Origin of the sequence: Rhizobium sp. CB3060 (assembly GCF_025200735.1) — a bacterium.
Taxonomy (GTDB): domain Bacteria; phylum Pseudomonadota; class Alphaproteobacteria; order Rhizobiales; family Rhizobiaceae; genus Rhizobium.
The window spans coordinates 813,172-829,363 of the sequence record NZ_CP104158.1; the positions used below are offsets into that span (position 1 = coordinate 813,172).

16 protein-coding genes and 1 pseudogene are annotated in these 16,192 nt (G+C 60.6%); 7 read left to right on the plus strand and 10 right to left on the minus strand.

Annotated elements, in window-relative coordinates; all coding sequences use genetic code 11:
• Nucleotides 1-45 precede the first annotated feature (45 nt).
• Complete coding sequence (locus tag N2601_RS04035) at nt 46-1,542, minus strand: replicative DNA helicase (RefSeq protein WP_104822548.1); 1,497 nt, start codon at nt 1,540-1,542, stop codon at nt 46-48.
• 344 nt (nt 1,543-1,886) lie between these two features.
• On the opposite strand from N2601_RS04035, the gene N2601_RS04040 reads away from it, so the two are divergent.
• The 3 genes from N2601_RS04040 to N2601_RS04050 are packed head-to-tail and all read left to right on the plus strand — an operon-like array spanning nt 1,887 to nt 5,067.
• Nucleotides 1,887-2,330, plus strand: coding sequence for a MarR family winged helix-turn-helix transcriptional regulator (locus tag N2601_RS04040; RefSeq protein WP_104822549.1), 444 nt, complete (start codon nt 1,887-1,889; stop codon nt 2,328-2,330).
• 8 nt (nt 2,331-2,338) lie between these two features.
• A complete protein-coding gene (locus tag N2601_RS04045; protein ID WP_104822550.1) occupies nt 2,339-3,985 on the plus strand; it encodes an MFS transporter in 1,647 nt (548 codons plus the stop codon).
• A 17-nt stretch (nt 3,986-4,002) separates the two neighbouring features.
• On the plus strand, nt 4,003-5,067 hold the full coding sequence (locus N2601_RS04050) for an HlyD family secretion protein (protein WP_104822551.1): 1,065 nt from the start codon (nt 4,003-4,005) through the stop codon (nt 5,065-5,067).
• 96 nt (nt 5,068-5,163) lie between these two features.
• Here N2601_RS04050 and rplI read toward each other — a convergent pair whose 3' ends face one another.
• The 9 genes from rplI to N2601_RS04095 form a co-directional block, all read right to left on the minus strand.
• Nucleotides 5,164-5,742, minus strand: a complete 579-nt coding sequence (gene rplI, locus N2601_RS04055; protein WP_104822552.1) for a 50S ribosomal protein L9 — start codon at nt 5,740-5,742, stop codon at nt 5,164-5,166.
• Nucleotides 5,743-5,762: 20 nt separating this feature from the next.
• Nucleotides 5,763-6,743 carry a DUF2232 domain-containing protein gene (locus tag N2601_RS04060; protein WP_104822553.1) on the minus strand — a complete coding sequence of 327 codons (981 nt, stop codon included), beginning with the start codon at nt 6,741-6,743 and terminating at the stop codon, nt 5,763-5,765.
• A gap of 166 nt (nt 6,744-6,909) precedes the next feature.
• Nucleotides 6,910-7,158, minus strand: coding sequence for a 30S ribosomal protein S18 (rpsR, locus tag N2601_RS04065; RefSeq protein WP_004122103.1), 249 nt, complete (start codon nt 7,156-7,158; stop codon nt 6,910-6,912).
• Between the two features lie 12 nt (nt 7,159-7,170).
• On the minus strand, nt 7,171-7,617 hold the full coding sequence (rpsF, locus tag N2601_RS04070) for a 30S ribosomal protein S6 (RefSeq protein ID WP_028753379.1): 447 nt from the start codon (nt 7,615-7,617) through the stop codon (nt 7,171-7,173).
• Nucleotides 7,618-7,926: 309 nt separating this feature from the next.
• A complete protein-coding gene (locus tag N2601_RS04075) occupies nt 7,927-8,985 on the minus strand; it encodes an adenylate/guanylate cyclase domain-containing protein (protein ID WP_104822554.1) in 1,059 nt (352 codons plus the stop codon).
• 119 nt (nt 8,986-9,104) lie between these two features.
• Nucleotides 9,105-9,551 (minus strand): SRPBCC family protein, encoded by a 447-nt coding sequence (locus N2601_RS04080; RefSeq protein ID WP_104822555.1) that lies wholly within the window; start codon nt 9,549-9,551, stop codon nt 9,105-9,107.
• Nucleotides 9,552-9,753: 202 nt separating this feature from the next.
• Nucleotides 9,754-10,605: a helix-turn-helix domain-containing protein gene (locus N2601_RS04085; protein WP_104822556.1), complete on the minus strand. Its 852-nt coding sequence runs from the start codon at nt 10,603-10,605 to the stop codon at nt 9,754-9,756.
• A 54-nt stretch (nt 10,606-10,659) separates the two neighbouring features.
• Nucleotides 10,660-11,049 carry a hypothetical protein gene (locus N2601_RS04090; protein ID WP_104822557.1) on the minus strand — a complete coding sequence of 130 codons (390 nt, stop codon included), beginning with the start codon at nt 11,047-11,049 and terminating at the stop codon, nt 10,660-10,662.
• 251 nt (nt 11,050-11,300) lie between these two features.
• Nucleotides 11,301-12,344, minus strand: coding sequence for an aldo/keto reductase (locus N2601_RS04095; protein WP_104822558.1), 1,044 nt, complete (start codon nt 12,342-12,344; stop codon nt 11,301-11,303).
• A 193-nt stretch (nt 12,345-12,537) separates the two neighbouring features.
• Here N2601_RS04095 and fabD point away from each other — a divergent pair, with 193 nt between their 5' ends.
• The 4 genes and pseudogenes from fabD to fabF all read left to right on the plus strand — a co-directional run bounded on the left by fabD (nt 12,538) and on the right by fabF (nt 16,141).
• Entirely contained in the window at nt 12,538-13,482 is a 945-nt protein-coding gene (gene fabD / locus N2601_RS04100; RefSeq protein ID WP_104822559.1) for an ACP S-malonyltransferase, read from the plus strand.
• A 29-nt stretch (nt 13,483-13,511) separates the two neighbouring features.
• Nucleotides 13,512-14,249 carry a 3-oxoacyl-[acyl-carrier-protein] reductase gene (gene fabG / locus N2601_RS04105; protein WP_104822560.1) on the plus strand — a complete coding sequence of 246 codons (738 nt, stop codon included), beginning with the start codon at nt 13,512-13,514 and terminating at the stop codon, nt 14,247-14,249.
• Nucleotides 14,250-14,544: 295 nt separating this feature from the next.
• Nucleotides 14,545-14,781: an acyl carrier protein gene (locus N2601_RS04110; protein ID WP_003547058.1), complete on the plus strand. Its 237-nt coding sequence runs from the start codon at nt 14,545-14,547 to the stop codon at nt 14,779-14,781.
• Nucleotides 14,782-14,895: 114 nt separating this feature from the next.
• A pseudogene (gene fabF, locus N2601_RS04115) lies at nt 14,896-16,141 on the plus strand (beta-ketoacyl-ACP synthase II).
• Nucleotides 16,142-16,192: the final 51 nt, after the last annotated feature.

Genomic DNA, 16,192 nt, shown 5'->3' on the forward strand with positions numbered 1-16,192 from the left:
AAGAGAAAGTGCTGCAGTGCACATATGCGCCGCAGGCAGCCTTCATCAGTGCTCTTCATATTGCAGGAAGGACGAGTCCGCGAGGTCGGCGAAGCGCGTGAACTCCGACTGGAAGGCGAGTTTCACAGTGCCGGTCGGCCCGTGACGCTGCTTGGCGATGATGACGTCGGCCGTACCTTTCACCTTGTCGAACAGGGCTTCCCATTCCGCATATTTCGGGTCGGCCGGATCGCGCGGTTCGGAGTTCTTGACGTAATATTCCTCACGGAACACGAAGAGCACCACGTCGGCGTCCTGCTCGATCGAACCGGATTCGCGCAGGTCCGAGAGCTGCGGACGCTTATCGTCACGGCTTTCGACGGCACGCGAGAGCTGGGAGAGCGCGATGATCGGAACGTTCAGCTCCTTGCCGAGCGCCTTCAGGCCGGTGGTGATCTGGGTGATTTCCTGGACGCGGTTCTCATTCGATTTGCCGGAGCCGGTCATGAGCTGAACGTAGTCCACCACCAGAACGTCGAGGCCGCGCTGGCGCTTCAGGCGCCGTGCACGCGCGGAAAGCTGAGCAATGGAGATGCCGCCGGTCTGGTCGATATAGAGCGGCACCTTCTGCATCATCATCGAGCAGGCAACCAGCTTTTCGAAATCGGCATCGTTGATGTCGCCGCGACGGATCTTCGATGAGGAGACTTCCGTCTGCTCGGAAATGATACGGGTGGCGAGCTGTTCGGACGACATTTCCAGCGAATAGAAGCCAACGACGCCGCCGTTCTTCGCCTTGGTGGAGCCATCGGGCTGTACCTCGCCTTCATAGGCGGCGGCAATGTTATAGGCGATATTGGTGGCGAGCGAGGTCTTGCCCATGCCGGGACGGCCGGCGAGGATGATCAAGTCCGAACGCTGCAGGCCGCCCATCTTGCTGTCGAGCGAGTGAATGCCGGTGGAAATGCCGGATAGACCCCCGTCGCGCTCCTTGGCGACGGCCGCCATGTCGATCGCCAGCGCAACGGCATCGTTGAAGGCCTGGAAGCCGCCGTCGTAGCGGCCGTTTTCCGCAAGTTCGAACAGCCGGCGCTCCGTATCCTCGATCTGCGTCTGCGGTGGCATATCGAGCGGGGCGTCAAAGGCGATGTTGACCATATCCTCGCCGATAGTGATCAGCGCGCGGCGCAGCGCCAGATCGTAGATGGCGCGGCCATAGTCCTCGGCATTGATGATCGAGACGGCTTCGGTCGCGAGACGGGCGAGATATTGCGCCACCGTCATGTCGCCGACCTTCTCTTCGGCCGGAAGGAAGGTCTTGATCGTCACCGGATTGGCGGTCTTGCCCATGCGAATGATGTCGCCCGCCACCTCGAAGATCTTCCGGTGCAGCGGCTCGTAGAGATGAATGGGTTTCAGGAAGTCGGAGACACGGTAATAGGCGTCATTGTTGACGAGGATAGCGCCGAGCAGGGCCTGTTCCGCCTCGATATTGTTGGGCGCTTCGCGGTAATGCGGTTCGGCAGGAGCAATGGCAGCGATCTTGCGCGCGGCTTCGTTCATTTTCCGTCTCTTCGTATTCTTGAGTGCTGACTGGTTTGCGACGATCCGGCGTCATGGTCAATTGCGGAAGGGCAAGGGTGTGTCGCAGGAAACTGGTTCGACTGAGCTATTCACGTTGTTCCACTCATCCACAGGGACAAACGCTCCGCATTAAAAAAACCCGTTGTCGCCGCTTTGCAACGCAATGTCCGACACGCGAATCACATACAAAAACGTCCATGGGTGATTTTAGCCCGATCTGTCCCGGCTGACATCCGGCAGGCGGCAATCGTGCTTGAAAAGCTGTGAGAACCCCGCTATTTCGTTGAAATAGGGTAGGATACTAATAGTATAAAGTAGCAATAATGTCTGGTGCGCCATCACGCCGAGAACTATTCGACGAGCTTTCTGCTTTCAATCGAAAGCTGAGGGCGGCGTTCGACAGCCTGGTGCGCGAGCACGGGATGACATTGGCCCGCGCCCGGGTTTTCCATAAGCTTTCCAAGCGCGATGGCATCAATCAGCGCGAACTCGCCGATGAGCTGGAGCTTGAGACTCCAACCTTGGTGCGTATCCTCGACGCCATGGAGGCGCAGAGCTTCATCGAGCGCCGTGCGGTGCAGTCGGACCGCCGCGCCAAGCAGATATTCATGACCGAATCCGGAAAAGTGGTGGCGGCCGAAGTTGAGGCTCTTGCCACCAGCGTACGTGCGGATATCCTTCAGGGGATTTCGGACGATGATGTCGGCATGGCCCTCAAGGTCATCCGCGCCATGACCGCCAATCTGCAGAATGTGGGTAAGTCATGAGGTAGTGTATGAGCGGTGACCCAGGCCCGATCAATGCGGAAGCCAACACCGCCGCGCCTGCTGCCCCACCGCCCGTGCCGCGCTGGAAGGTGCCGCTTTATATCGGCGCTTCCGTCATGTTCTTCCTGACGCAGGGCCTCGGTCTCAATCTCGCCTTCGCCAATCTCACGCAGATCCAGGGCACCATCGCCGCCACGACCACCGAATCCGCGTGGCTGTCGGCGGCCTATATGGCGCCGAATGTCAGCCTTGCCATCGCGTTGGTGAAGATCCGTCTGCAATACGGCGTGCGCAATTTCGCCGAGGTCAGCATTCTCGGCTTCGTCGTCGCCTCGCTGCTCAATCTCTTCGTCTCCGACCTGCATTCGGCCATTGTCGTCCGCTTCCTGAGCGGCATTGCCGGCGCGCCGCTCTCGACGCTCGGCTTTCTCTATATGCTGGAGGCTTTCGAACCGGCCAAGAAGCTGACGATCGGCGTCAGCCTGGCGATGACGAATACGCTTCTGGCAGCACCCATCACTCGTCTCGTCTCGCCGTCGCTCCTCGATTACGGCGAATGGCGCGGGCTCTACACGCTGGAAATGGCACTGGCGCTGCTGGTGATGCCGATCATCTATCTGCTGCCGCTGACGCCGCCGCCGCGGATGAAAGTGATCGTCTTTGGGGACATCATCAGTTATCTGCTGGTTGCGGTCGCCTTTGGCTCACTGGCCATCGTTCTTTCCGTCGGGCGGCTTTATTGGTGGCTGGAAGTGCCTTGGCTCGGCGTGTTGCTGGCCGTCAGCATCGCCACATTGACGCTCGCCATCGTCATCGAATTGCGTCGGCCAACGCCTCTGATCGATGTCCGCTGGCTACTCTGTCCGGAGATATTGCACCTGACCGGCATTCTCCTGGTCTTCCGCATGATCGCCGCCGAACAGACCTCGGTCATCATGACCTTCTATCAGAATGCCGTCGGCCTGCTCTACGATCAGCTTGCGATGCTCTATTGGATCATCTTGGCTTTTTCGGTCATCGGCGGCCTCATCTGCACGGTACTGATGAGCTATGGCCTGAGTTGGCAGATCCAGTTTGTCGCCCTCGTCATGATGGGGGCGGGTTCCTTCATGGATTCGCAGGTCACCACGCTGACCCGGCCGGAACAGATGTATCTCAGCCAGGCGCTGGTGGCGGCCGGCGCCGCTCTTTTCCTGCCGCCGTCCATGTCCCAGGGGTTCAAGGCCGCCTTTTCCAAGGGCGCCCCCTATCTGGTGACCTTCTTCGTCGTCTTCACCTTCACCCAAAGCATCGGCGGCCTGATCGGCTCTGCCTTCTACGGCACGCTGATCACCATCCGTGAAAAATTCCATTCCGCCGTCCTGACGGAACATGTGCTGCTGACCAACCCCGATGTTGCTCACCGTGTCGGCCAGCTCTCTTCATCTTACGGCAGGGTGATTGGCGACAGCGCGCTTTTGAAGGGCGAGGGGTTGGCGCTACTTGGCGCACAGGTCACCCGCGAGGCCAATACGCTCGCCTATAGCGATGCCTTCTTCGTTGCCGGTGTCATCGCGGTCGTGTCGCTTGCTGGACTTTCGCTGCATGTATTCTACCGTTTCATCAAGGCGCGGCTCGTCGACGATCGGCCGCAGACCATGGCTTCCAACCCGTGAGGATATGAAATAGCTCCATGTCGAAGCTCGTTCGCTCCCCCATCGAAGTTATCGCCGTCCTCTCAGGTGTCGGCGGTGTCATGCTCGTGCTTTATGCCTGGCACCTGCCGCCTTTCCAAAGTTCCGTCGAGACGACGGACGATGCCTATGTCAGAGGCTATGTCACGACCATCAGCCCGCAGGTCAGCGGCTACATTACCGACGTGCCGGTCAGGGACTATAAGCTCGTTAAGCAAGGCGACGTGCTGACCAAGATCGACGATCGCATCTATCAGCAGAAGGTGGCGCAGGCGCGGGCGACGCTGGACGGTCAAAAGGCAGCACTTGCCAATTCGCGACAGCAGGAACAGGCGGCCCGTGCCGGCATCGCCTCTAGCGAAGCGCAGATCGACAGCGCCAACGCTGCGCTGAAGCGCGCCCAGCTTGCCTGGGATCGTGTGGCGACCCTGGTCGCCAAGGGCGTGTCGACCACCAGCGATTCCGAGCAGGCGCAGGCGACGTTGGAACAGGCAAAGGCTGCGGTCAATCAGGCGAAGGCCGGCCTCGACGTATCGCAGCAAAACCTGACGACGATCATCGTCAACCGGGCCTCGCTGGAGGCCGGCGTCAGCGGCGCGGAAGCGGCCGTGCAGCTTGCCGATATCGATCTGGAAAATGCAACGATCACCGCGCCGCGCGATGGCCGTATCGGCGAAGTCGGGGTCCGCCTTGGCCAATATGTGACGCCCGGAACCCAGCTCATGGGTCTGGTGCCCAAGGACGTCTGGGTCATCGCCAATTTCAAGGAAACGCAGCTCGACGGCATGAAGGTCGGCCAGCCCGTGACGATCTCCGTCGACGCGCTCGGTCACCGCGAGCTCAAGGGTCATATCCAGCGCTTCTCGCCGGCGGCGGGCTCGGAATTCGCCGTTATCAGACCCGACAATGCCACGGGCAATTTCACCAAAGTGGCGCAGCGCGTCGGCGTACGGGTCAAGATCGACGAAAATCAGCAGGAAGCGCAAGATCTTGCGCCCGGCATGTCGGTGGTCGTCTCCGTCGACAAGGATTCGGCACCGTTGCAGGATACTGCGGCGAATTGAGACGGCAGATGCGTCGCTAAGCCTTGTGGTCAAATAAAAAGCCTGGGTCGCGAGACCCAGGCTTTCTCATGTTCGCAGTCGATGCGACGGCTTGAATCAAGCTTCGTCTTCGGCGTTGCCGTCAGCTTCCGGATCGAAGAAGTCTTCCGGACGCAGGGCATCTTCGTCGACGCCGTAGATGGCATCAGCGGAGGTGAGGGTTTCGCCCTTGGCCTGACGCTCGGCTTCTTCAGCGGAACGGGCAACGTTGAACTCGACGGTGATTTCGACTTCGGCGTGAAGCGCGATGGCAACATTGTGCAGACCGATAGCCTTGATCGGCGTGTTCAGGTGAACCTGGTTGCGACCGATGTTGAAGCCTTCGGCGGCCAGGATTTCAACGACGTCACGAGCGGCGACCGAACCGTACAGCTGGCCGGTTTCGCCAGCCGAGCGAACTACGATGAAGGACTTGCCGCCGAGAACGTCGGCAACCTTCTGGGCTTCGCTGCGGCGCTCCAAGTTGCGGGCTTCCAGGGTTGCGCGTTCGGCTTCGAAGCGAGCCTTATTGGCGGGGTTGGCGCGCAGCGCCTTGCCGAGCGGCAGCAGGTAGTTACGGGCAAAGCCGTCGCGAACCTTGACCACTTCGCCCATCTGGCCGAGCTTGGAGATGCGCTCGAGGAGAATGACTTCCATTTTGTTGTTCCTTTCTGATGTCAGATTTTCGTGTTTGTTGGTTTGGATGTATCGGCATTCTTGTTCGGGGTCAGCGATATCGCCTTGCGAGTATCGTAGAGGCCGAGAACAAGGATGATGAAGAGCGGTAGCGTCAGCAGGAATGACGCCAGATAGCAGAGGAAGAGCACGGGTATGCGCCAGTCCTTGCCGCGCGTGCGAAAATGCAACGATGAGAAGCCGGAAATGAGGAAGCCAGCACCGAAAGCACCGAGGATGGCGGCGGCGATCAGGCCAATCACGCCGCCGAAGAATATCGCGACGATCGCTACGAGAAAGACAAAGATCGCGTTGCGATTCATGCGCAATGATGAGGGGATATCCTCCCGCGGGCGCAGATTATGCTTTGAAGCTGCAACGATGCGGATCGCCACATAATAGGCGGCAAGTAGCATCATGACCCAGATCATGCCCCACGCGATCGGGATCGTGTAAAGCATCAGCGACTTCATCTTTGCGATCGCAATCGGATCGAGCTGAAGATCGGGGGACTGTTGGTTCACCGCGCCGACATAGGCGTCGACAACCTGGCCGACCAGATCGGCATTGTAGCCCATGATCGCGCCGACGATGACGACGGTCGCCGCCGTGAGGCCGCAGAGATGCAGCATGATGTCGGAGAGCGGATACCAAGCCATCAGGTGGTCTGGGCCGCCGAGTTCGGAAGCCGGACGCGCCAAATTGGCGAGATGGCTGAGCCAGGCCGGTATCAGCGTCATGACGAGCGTAAATATGCCGAAATATACCGACTGCCAGATGGCGCCGATGACACTCGCCACCACAACGGCGGTGATGACGGCCGCGTTACCCCAGCCAAGACCGACAATCAGGATCGGGAGCGCGGAAAGAGCGCCGAAGAGAATGAACAGCAATGGCTGAGCCGTCGCGCCATACACAAGTAGGGCGGCGGTAAGACCGGCGAGGGCGCCGATGGCCAGCACTTTCGGGTTCATCTGTTGCACGTCGCTGTCCTGCTTCGCATCGAGCAGTTAGAGGATGCTTCCGACACTCCGGTCTGAAAGCCGTCCCCAACATGGGGTTTTAAGGTTCCGATCCGCGCCCATCGCGAAAGGGAGAAGGGAAGGCATCGCTGCCTTCCCTCAATTCATTCGTGCAGCGCCGGCGCGATTAAGCGACGACGTAGGGCAGCAGGCCGAGGAAACGGGCGCGCTTGATCGCCTGGGCGAGTTCGCGCTGCTTCTTCTGGGAAACGGCCGTGATGCGGGACGGAACGATCTTGCCACGCTCGGAAATGTAGCGCTGCAGGAGACGGACGTCCTTGTAGTCGATGCGCGGCGCATTGGCGCCCGAGAACGGGCAGGTCTTGCGGCGGCGATGGAACGGACGACGGACCGGTGCGGAGGAAACTTCAGACATTCTCAAATCTCCTTAAACGCGGTCTTCGCGCGGACGGCGCGGACGGTCTTCGCGGTCACCACGATCCGGGCGCGGACCACGATCGCCGAAGCTGCGCTCCGGACGGTCACCATCGCGGCGCGGACGGTCGTCACGGTCGCGCTTCTGCATCATGGCCGACGGGCCTTCTTCGTGCTTCTCGACAGCGATCGTCATGTAGCGCAGGACGTCTTCGCTGATGCGCATCTGGCGTTCCATTTCCTGGATCGCAGCGGCCGGTGCATCGATGTCCATCAGGGCGTAGTGAGCCTTGCGGTTCTTCTTGATGCGGTAGGTGAGGGACTTGAGGCCCCAGTTTTCGATACGCCCGACTTTACCGCCGTTAGCTTCGATAACACCCTTGTACTGTTCTACGAGGGCGTCGACCTGCTGAGCGGAAATATCCTGCCGGGCAAGGAATACATGTTCGTAAAGAGCCATGGATAGCTTTGCCTTTCTTGCGTTGGTCTGAACCCGATATTCGGCGGCTAAGCCTCAACGACTGCTCCTGAGAGGGAAGACCCCAAGCAAGAAAAGCGTTTCCGAGACGGTCGAGAGCGGAGACACGGGAGGCTGGAACACTTCCGTTCCGAACGATTTTCAGCGAAGAAAACCGGCCCTCCGTTCAGCCACCAGCCAGAAGACCGGGTTGCGAACAGGGCGGCTTATACGGATTTTTGCGGGAAAGGCAAGGGGCGAAATTGCGCCGTCCGACAGCGGACGCCCTTGCCCAGGCCGAGGTAGGCGGCTTCAATCGTCCGGCAAGGTGAAGACGGCGCAGGGGTCGGCGATGCCCCGCAAGGAATATTCGCCCAAGGGGATCAAGTCGGTTTTCGTCTCTGCCGCAACCGCGCCCGAGACGAGTACACTGCGGCCAAGAGGCTTGCACAGGCCTTCGAGCCGGCTCACCAGGTTTACCGCCGGGCCTATGGCGGTGAAATCCAGCCGGTCGGCCGCGCCGATATTGCCCCAGAGCATCTCGCCGAAATGCAATGCGGCACCAAAGGGCAGCGGCGGCAGCCCTTGCGCTTGCCGCACGGCATCGAGATGAGCCATGCCGGCGCGAGCGGCGACGACTGCGCGCAGCGCCGCCTCGCAGGCATCGCCTGGCGTGCCGGTGACCGGGAAAATTGCCAGCGCGCCGTCGCCGATGAATTTCAGCACCTCGCCTCCGAAGGCGTGCACCGCTCCTGCAACGCGGTCGAACCAGGCGTCGAGAGAAGCAATCATCGCCGCTGGTTCCGTCGCCTCGGACAAAGCGGTGAAATCGCGCAGATCGGCGCAGAGCAAAGCGGCCCGGATGGTTTCGCCGGTGCCGCGCTGCAGCGCGCCGGCCTGTACCCGCGCAGCGCTGCGCCGGCCGAGATAGGCCTCGAGCAGCGCTGCCAGCGCCGCCCGCGCGGCGAGGGCGCTCAAGGGTGCTGCGGCGAAGCGCGCGGCTTGCCGCAGACGGTCAGCCTCGGCAGGATCGAATGGCCGGAGCCCGGCCCAGCCGAGCACCGGACTATCCGCAGCCGTACCGACCGTATCTTCATGCACGGGGCCAAGCCCGGCCAGCCACTCGTGTCCGGCTTGGCTGGATGGACCTCCTGCGAAGCCCAACGCCTCGATCACGGCCCCGGTTTCCGCCCGCCATAGCCAGATGCGCCGGGCGATGATCGGATGCGGCACGGCGAGCGTCAGGGCTCCTCCGGCAAGCGGCAGCCCGTCAGCCAACAGCCGGCCGCCGAGCTCGGCCAGAAACCGTTCAGGGCCGGGAGAGGCATCGGCCTCATCAACCAGCCAGGCAAGAGGGGTGGGCAGATCCATCTGTCGATCATGCCACGGCAGCCGCAGGCTGTCATCCGCCGTTGCGGTGGTGCTCCTGCGTGTGATGCTGGTCCACGAAACTGCCGCTCGGGACTAGTGAGTTCGGGAACGGAAAGCGGTCATTTCCTGCCAGCCATGGGGTCCGGACCCGGGTCACGCCCGGCTGCAGCTTCGGCCAGCCGTCCGAGATAGTGAGCCCAGCCTTCAGCGTGACCGGCGCATTGTTCGGCATTGGGCAGGCCGGTGTGGGTCAGGCGCAGCAGCGTTCCGTCCGGCTGCTCGATCAGGTCGATTTCGACCAGGCTCGATCCCGGTGGAACCACCTCGCTGCCATCCCAGCCGAAGCTATAGGCCAGGCGGTGTACTGGTACCACCTCGCGAAAGGAACCGCGAGCGAAGCGAGCGCCGGTGACGTTGATGAGATAGAGCCCCTCGGGCTGAGGCTCGACCTGTGCCTCCGTTCCCATCCAGCGCAATATCTTCTCCGGATCGGTCAGGAGGGCGAACACCGCGGCTGGTGGCGCCGGGATGCGCTTTTCTTGGCGGACGACAAGGGGCTCTGGCATCGGTCTCTCCTTGGGTTGCATGGCCTGCCTCACCGGAGGCGGAGAATGGACAGGCGCATCCTATCGCGGAACGTCCTTACGCGACAGCATTTTGGGGCAGGCTCGCCCTCAACAAGAGCGTTGTCTTCGATGGTGTTGCCGCGCTGTGCGCTCGATCTTCAATGTTCGCAACGGGCGGAAAGCGACACTATCCTGGGCAATTCTAATAATGATCCGCGGGAAATATCGGCATCGGCGCATCCTCCATCATTTCGGCGTAAAGCCGTTCGGTCTGCTGATCCGTCGGGAACATGCATTCGAGCCTCAGTTCCTGCGATGCAATGGTCATCGGAGTGCCGACTGTCGTTATCAGTGAGAAGAAGCCAAGGTTCTTGCCGTCCTTCACAAAGACCAGAGGAATGACGGGTGTGCTGCTGGGCGCGGTGAGTGCTTTCCAGTCGACATCGACATCCGGATAGGCAAGCAGCGCTTTCAGCAGCTCCCGGGTCTTATCGTCGACCACCCGACCGATGGACTCCCGATGGACGCGCGCCAGCAAGCTTCTCGATGTCTCCGGCCAGTCGCGAATGAAGGGGCGCATCCCGACAGGATCGAACATCAGATGCAGCAGGTTGCGTGGCGATTTGCGCGCCGCCATATCGACGAAGCAATTGAAGAAGCGGGGCACGGCGGTATTGGACAGCAGAACGTTCCAATAGCGGTCCATGACAACCGCGGGGAAAGGTTCATGCTGACGCAACATCCGCCGCAGAGCATCCGCGACGGGTTGCATTTCCGGTGCGTCCCAGGAATCGTCCGAATAGATCGGCGCGTAGCCTGCGGCGAGCAGCAGCGTGTTGCGTTCACGGAATGGCACATCGAGTGCCTCGGCAACGGTCAGCAGCCTCTGGCGGCTGGGAACGCTGCGGCCGCTTTCAACGAAGCTGATGTGACGCTGCGAAACGCCCGTCTCCATCGAAAGGTCGAGCTGGCTCTTGCCGCGCACCTCCCGCCAGTGGCGCAGCAACGGTCCAAGCTGTTTCGAGACCGATATCGCTGTGTTGCTGTTCGTCATGGAGGGCCTCTTTGTGGGCTATGCCTGCGGCATCTTATGCCTGGTTCGGCAAGATCAGAATTGCACCGGCCCGACGGAACCGAACCAGTGGCGCACCTTAGTGTGATCAGCCTCGTCCATGTAGAAGAAGTGCGTCATGACGGGCCTGACGACAGGATGGTTCGGATCGTCCGGGGTCATCGTGACGAAGCCGCGGAAGACCTTGAGGAACCCGCCGTCCCAATATTCGGTCACATCATGAAGGGCGGTAAATCCGGTGTCGATGAAAGCGCGCAGACTTTCGCGGATAATCTCGCGGCCCTTCCATTCGGCAATACCCAAATTGGCGGTGGCGTCTTCTGCGAAGCAGTCGAAGCCGGAGCCGAAGGTCTTGTCGTCAATTTCCCTCCAGAAGGCCAACAGCCAGTCCGGTGTTTCGCGCTTCGTGAAAATCATCTTATTCATAGTATGTCTCCTGACGTATTTGCTTGGGGCACGAAGAGACCGGAGCTGCCGGAGCGAAGCCGCCGGCGCTTGAGGTATGGTCTCTTAGCGGCACCGGTTCGGTGCCTATCTCTTGTGGAGATGTCCCAAAATTACGCGTGGGTATGACGCGCCTCAATTACGTCAGGGGTCATATTTTCGCGGCTTGTTTGGCCGTCATTGTGCCGATTGCCAGGTTGCGCCTTGCCACCGCGGCAAGGCGCTTCCACTGATCACATCGGCATCGGATACTGCCGGTGTACTTTTTCGATCTCGGCAATCGCCTCTTCGGGCAGCGTCACATAGGCTGAGGCAATGTCGGTTTCGAGCTGGGCCATCGAGGTCGCGCCGATGATGACGGAGGTCATGAAGGGCTTGGTCAGGCAGTAGGCGAGCGCCAGCTTGGCCGGATCGAGATGATATTTGGCGGCGATCTCCAGATAGGCCTTGACCGGCGGCTCCTGCAACGGCTGCAGACGGCCGCCGATGTCGGTATTGATCGAGCCGCGCGAACCGGCCGGGCGTGCGCCGCCGACATATTTGCCGCTGAGAATGCCGCCGGCGAGCGGCGAATAGGCGAGCAGGCCGACATCTTCATGGTGCGACAACTCGGCGAGGTCGAGGTCGAAGTGGCGGTAAAGCAGATTGTATTCGTTCTGCGTGGTGGCAATGCGCGGCAGGCTCTTCTGCTCTGCGATCGTCAGATATTTCTGGATGCCCCAGGTCGTCTCGTTGGAGAGGCCGATGGCGCGGATCTTGCCGGCCTTCACCAATTCGCCCATCGTTTCCAGGATATCTGTAATGTTACCGACAACCTTTTCGCGATCCTGGGTGAAGGGGTTGTAGCGCCAGTTCTGGCGGAAGTGGAAATGGCCGCGGTTCGGCCAATGCACCTGATAGAGATCGATATAATCGGTTTTCAGCCGCTTCAGGCTGCTGTCGATGGCCGCGCGGATATTGGCGGCATCGGCGCCCTGGCCGCCGCGCAGATAGTCGCGGCCAGGGCCGGCGACCTTGGTGGCAAGAACGATATCCCTGCGCTTGCCGGTCTTTTCGAACCACGTGCCGATATATTCCTCGGTGCGGCCTTGGGTCTCCGCGCCGACCGGCGTCGTCGGATACATCTCAGCCGTGTCGAAGAAATTGACGCCCTTGTGAAGGGCATAGTCCATCTGCTCGTGCGCCTCTGCCTCGCTGTTCTGTGTGCCCCAGGTCATCGTGCCCAGGCAAATCTGCGAAACCGAAATATCGGTGCGGCCTAAATTCTTATAGTTCATGGGAAAACCTTGATGCTTGCGGAAAAAGTCTGGGGAAAGATCGCGTAAATCTAGGTGGGAAATGAGCAAGCGCAAGAAGAAAATAGAAACTCCTCGCAAACGCAAAAGGCAGTGACTGCAGGGGCTGCGCTATTGACTCCACCGCAAACAATGTCATTGGGAAGCGAAACGACCCCTAAGGAAGCCCGATATAATGACTGTTGCTTTCACATTTCCCGGCCAGGGTAGCCAGACCGTCGGCATGGGCAAGGATCTTGCTGATAATTTCGCCGAAGCGCGCGCCGTCTTCGAGGAAGTCGATGAAGCGCTCGGTGAAAAGCTTTCCGACATCATCTTCAACGGCCCGGATGATAGGCTGACGCTGACGGCGAATGCGCAGCCGGCGCTGATGGCTGTGTCGATCGCTGTCATGCGCGTTCTGCAGGCGCGCGGCCTCGATCTGAAGAGCAAGGTTGCTTATGTTGCCGGTCATTCGCTTGGCGAATATTCGGCGCTTTGTGCCGCCGGCACTTTCTCGCTTGCCGATACGGCGCGGCTGCTGCGCATCCGCGGCAATGCCATGCAGGCTGCGGTTCCGGTCGGCGTCGGCGCCATGGCGGCGATCATCGGCCTGGAACATGCCGATGTCGTCGCGGTTTGCACGGAAGCTTCGGCCATCGGCGCCTGTCAGATCGCCAATGACAATGGCGGCGGTCAGATCGTTATCTCCGGTGAGAAGGCTCCCGTCGAAAAGGCTGCCGAGCTTGCGGCTGAAAAGGGCGCCAAGCGCGCCATTCTGCTGCCGGTATCCGCACCCTTCCATTCGTCGTTGATGGCGCCCGCCGCCGAGGCGATGCGCGCCGCTTTGGCGGAAGTGGCAAAATCCGATCCCGTCGTGCCCGTCGTTGCCAATGTCCGCGCCGCCCCGGTGCAGGACGCCGGCGAGATCGCCGATCTGCTGGTTGCGCAGGTTACGGGGCAAGTGCGCTGGCGCGAGACGGTGGAATGGTTCGCCGCCAACAATGTGACAACATTGTATGAAATCGGCGCTGGCAAGGTGCTGACGGGTCTTGCCCGGCGCATCGACAAATCGGTGAACGGCATCGCCGTCAACACGGCGGCCGACATCGACGCAGCTCTCGCAGGCCTGCTTGGCTGATACATAAATTAACGAACGAGGGACACCACATGCTCGATTTGACCGGCCGCAAGGCCCTTGTAACCGGTTCTTCCGGTGGTATCGGCGAAGAAATCGCAAGGCTGCTGCATAAGCAGGGCGCTATCGTCGGCCTGCACGGCACGCGCGTCGAGAAGCTCGAGGCACTGGCTGCCGAACTTGGCGACCGCGTCAAGATCTTTCCGGCCAACCTTTCCGATCGCGACGAGGTAAAGGCGCTCGGCGCCAAGGCTGAAGAAGAACTCGGTGGCGTCGACATCCTCGTCAACAATGCCGGCATCACCAAGGACGGCCTGTTCGTGCGCATGAGCGACGAGGACTGGGACGCCGTACTGGAAGTGAACCTGACGGCCGTCTTCCGCCTGACGCGCGAGCTGACGCATCCGATGATGCGCCGCCGCTATGGCCGCATCATCAACATCACCTCCGTAGTCGGCGTCACCGGCAATCCCGGCCAAGCCAACTACTGCGCCTCCAAAGCCGGCATGATCGGCTTCACCAAGTCGCTGGCACAGGAGATCGCAACGCGCAACGTCACGGTCAACTGCGTCGCTCCCGGTTTCATCGAGAGCGCCATGACCGGCAAGCTGAACGACAAGCAGAAAGAGGCGATCATGGGCGCCATTCCCATGAAGCGCATGGGCAGCGGTGCAGAAGTCGCATCCGCCGTCGCCTATCTCGCTTCCTCCGAAGCCAGCTACGTCACCGGTCAGACGATCCACGTCAACGGTGGCATGGCAATGATCTGAAAAAGGAAAAGTCTGTTGGGGGGAGCTTTCCCCTCCAATAGCATGTTGAGCAACCTGGAAGCGGCGATTTTCTGGCTTTGCGACAGACTTAAACCGTGTTAAGCGGGCCATGACTGTGATCAGTCGTCCCGAAAATGCAGATGGACCGGGCCGCGTGTACGGCGGCCGGGACCGGATGTGAAGGCCGGGTTGAACGGGTTTGCCAGCGGCGCCATGCAGGTGCTGCAGGCTTGAACAGGGTAGGGATGTCACACGGCATTCTGATCAGGACATAAATAAGGTCGAGGAAACCGACATGAGCGATATCGCAGAACGCGTAAAGAAAATTGTTATTGATCATCTTGGCGTCGACGCCGACAAGGTTGTTGAAAGCGCAAGCTTCATCGACGACCTGGGCGCGGACTCGCTCGACACGGTCGAACTGGTCATGGCCTTCGAAGAAGAATTCGGCGTTGAAATTCCTGATGACGCTGCCGACTCGATCCTGACGGTCGGCGATGCGGTAAAGTTCATTGAAAAGGCCCAGGCCTAATCTTTTGCGCTTTGTCACGGGCGGGCTCTCTGAGTCCGCCCTATTTCGTCCGGCGAGGTCGGACGGATCATATTCATACGCATGGCATGATAAAAAGACGGGGGTCTGCGGGCGATGAGACGTGTCGTTATCACGGGTACCGGCATGGTATCACCTTTGGGCTGTGGCACTGAGGTGTCCTGGTCGCGTTTGATTGCTGGGCACAACGGCGCGCGTCTTGTCACGGAATTCGAGGTCGAAGATCTCGCCGCAAAGATCGCTTGCCGCGTTCCGGTCGGTGATGGCAGCGACGGCACTTTCAATGCCGACGACTGGATGGAGCCGAAGGAACAGCGAAAGGTCGATCCTTTCATCATCTATGGCATGGCAGCGGCCGATATGGCGCTGAACGATGCCGACTGGCATCCGACCTCCGATGAAGACCAGATCGCAACAGGCGTCATGATCGGCTCCGGCATCGGCGGCCTGGAGGGCATTGTCGAGGCAGGATATACGCTACGCGACAAGGGTCCGCGCCGCATCTCGCCCTTCTTCATTCCGGGCCGTCTCATCAATCTCGTTTCCGGCCAGGTCTCGATCCGCCACAAGCTGCGCGGCCCGAACCATGCCGTCGTCACGGCTTGCTCCACCGGCGCGCATGCGATCGGCGATGCGGCCCGTCTGATCATGCTCGGCGATGCCGACGTCATGGTCGCCGGCGGCGCCGAAGCTCCGGTTTGCCGCATCTCGCTCGCCGGCTTTGCCGCCTGCAAGGCTCTGTCGACCGATTATAACGACAATCCGCAGAAGGCTTCGCGTCCTTACGATCGTGACCGTGACGGCTTCGTCATGGGCGAGGGCGCCGGCATCGTTGTTCTCGAAGAGCTGGAACATGCCAAGGCACGCGGCGCGAAGATTTACGCCGAGGTGGTCGGCTACGGCCTTTCCGGCGACGCCCATCACATTACTGCCCCGTCCGAGGATGGCGAGGGCGCGTTCCGCTGCATGACGTCGGCCCTCAAGCGCGCCGGCTTGACGCCGGCTGATGTGGACTACATCAATGCCCATGGCACCTCGACCATGGCTGATACGATCGAGCTCGGCGCTGTCGAGCGGCTGGTCGGCAATGCTGCTTCCAAGATTTCGATGTCGTCGACCAAGTCGGCGACCGGCCGGTGCGATCGAGGCGATCTTCTCGACGCTTGCCATTCGCGACAATATCGCGCCGCCGACGCTGAACCTCGACAATCCGGAGCGGGAGACGGCCATCGATCTCGTGCCGCATAAGGCCCGTAAGCGGGACATCAATGTCGCGCTGTCGAACTCCTTCGGATTCGGCGGTACGAACGCATCACTTGTCCTGCGTCGCTATGAGGCATAATAACAGCGCATAACTCCGGAAAGCTGTAGCGTTTTTCGGCAAAACTATGCG

Coding starts and splice junctions, on each gene's coding strand:
- rpsR (WP_004122103.1), bottom strand. CDS start 7,158: ATGTCTGAAGTTTCCTCCGCACCGGTCCGTCGTCCGTTCCATCGCCGC.
- fabD (WP_104822559.1), top strand. CDS start 12,538: ATGACTGTTGCTTTCACATTTCCCGGCCAGGGTAGCCAGACCGTCGGC.
- N2601_RS04050 (WP_104822551.1), top strand. CDS start 4,003: ATGTCGAAGCTCGTTCGCTCCCCCATCGAAGTTATCGCCGTCCTCTCA.
- rpsF (WP_028753379.1), bottom strand. CDS start 7,617: ATGGCTCTTTACGAACATGTATTCCTTGCCCGGCAGGATATTTCCGCT.
- fabG (WP_104822560.1), top strand. CDS start 13,512: ATGCTCGATTTGACCGGCCGCAAGGCCCTTGTAACCGGTTCTTCCGGT.
- N2601_RS04080 (WP_104822555.1), bottom strand. CDS start 9,551: ATGCCAGAGCCCCTTGTCGTCCGCCAAGAAAAGCGCATCCCGGCGCCA.
- rplI (WP_104822552.1), bottom strand. CDS start 5,742: ATGGAAGTCATTCTCCTCGAGCGCATCTCCAAGCTCGGCCAGATGGGC.
- N2601_RS04075 (WP_104822554.1), bottom strand. CDS start 8,985: ATGGATCTGCCCACCCCTCTTGCCTGGCTGGTTGATGAGGCCGATGCC.
- N2601_RS04110 (WP_003547058.1), top strand. CDS start 14,545: ATGAGCGATATCGCAGAACGCGTAAAGAAAATTGTTATTGATCATCTT.
- N2601_RS04095 (WP_104822558.1), bottom strand. CDS start 12,344: ATGAACTATAAGAATTTAGGCCGCACCGATATTTCGGTTTCGCAGATT.
- N2601_RS04035 (WP_104822548.1), bottom strand. CDS start 1,542: ATGAACGAAGCCGCGCGCAAGATCGCTGCCATTGCTCCTGCCGAACCG.
- N2601_RS04045 (WP_104822550.1), top strand. CDS start 2,339: ATGAGCGGTGACCCAGGCCCGATCAATGCGGAAGCCAACACCGCCGCG.
- N2601_RS04085 (WP_104822556.1), bottom strand. CDS start 10,605: ATGACGAACAGCAACACAGCGATATCGGTCTCGAAACAGCTTGGACCG.
- N2601_RS04040 (WP_104822549.1), top strand. CDS start 1,887: ATGTCTGGTGCGCCATCACGCCGAGAACTATTCGACGAGCTTTCTGCT.
- N2601_RS04090 (WP_104822557.1), bottom strand. CDS start 11,049: ATGAATAAGATGATTTTCACGAAGCGCGAAACACCGGACTGGCTGTTG.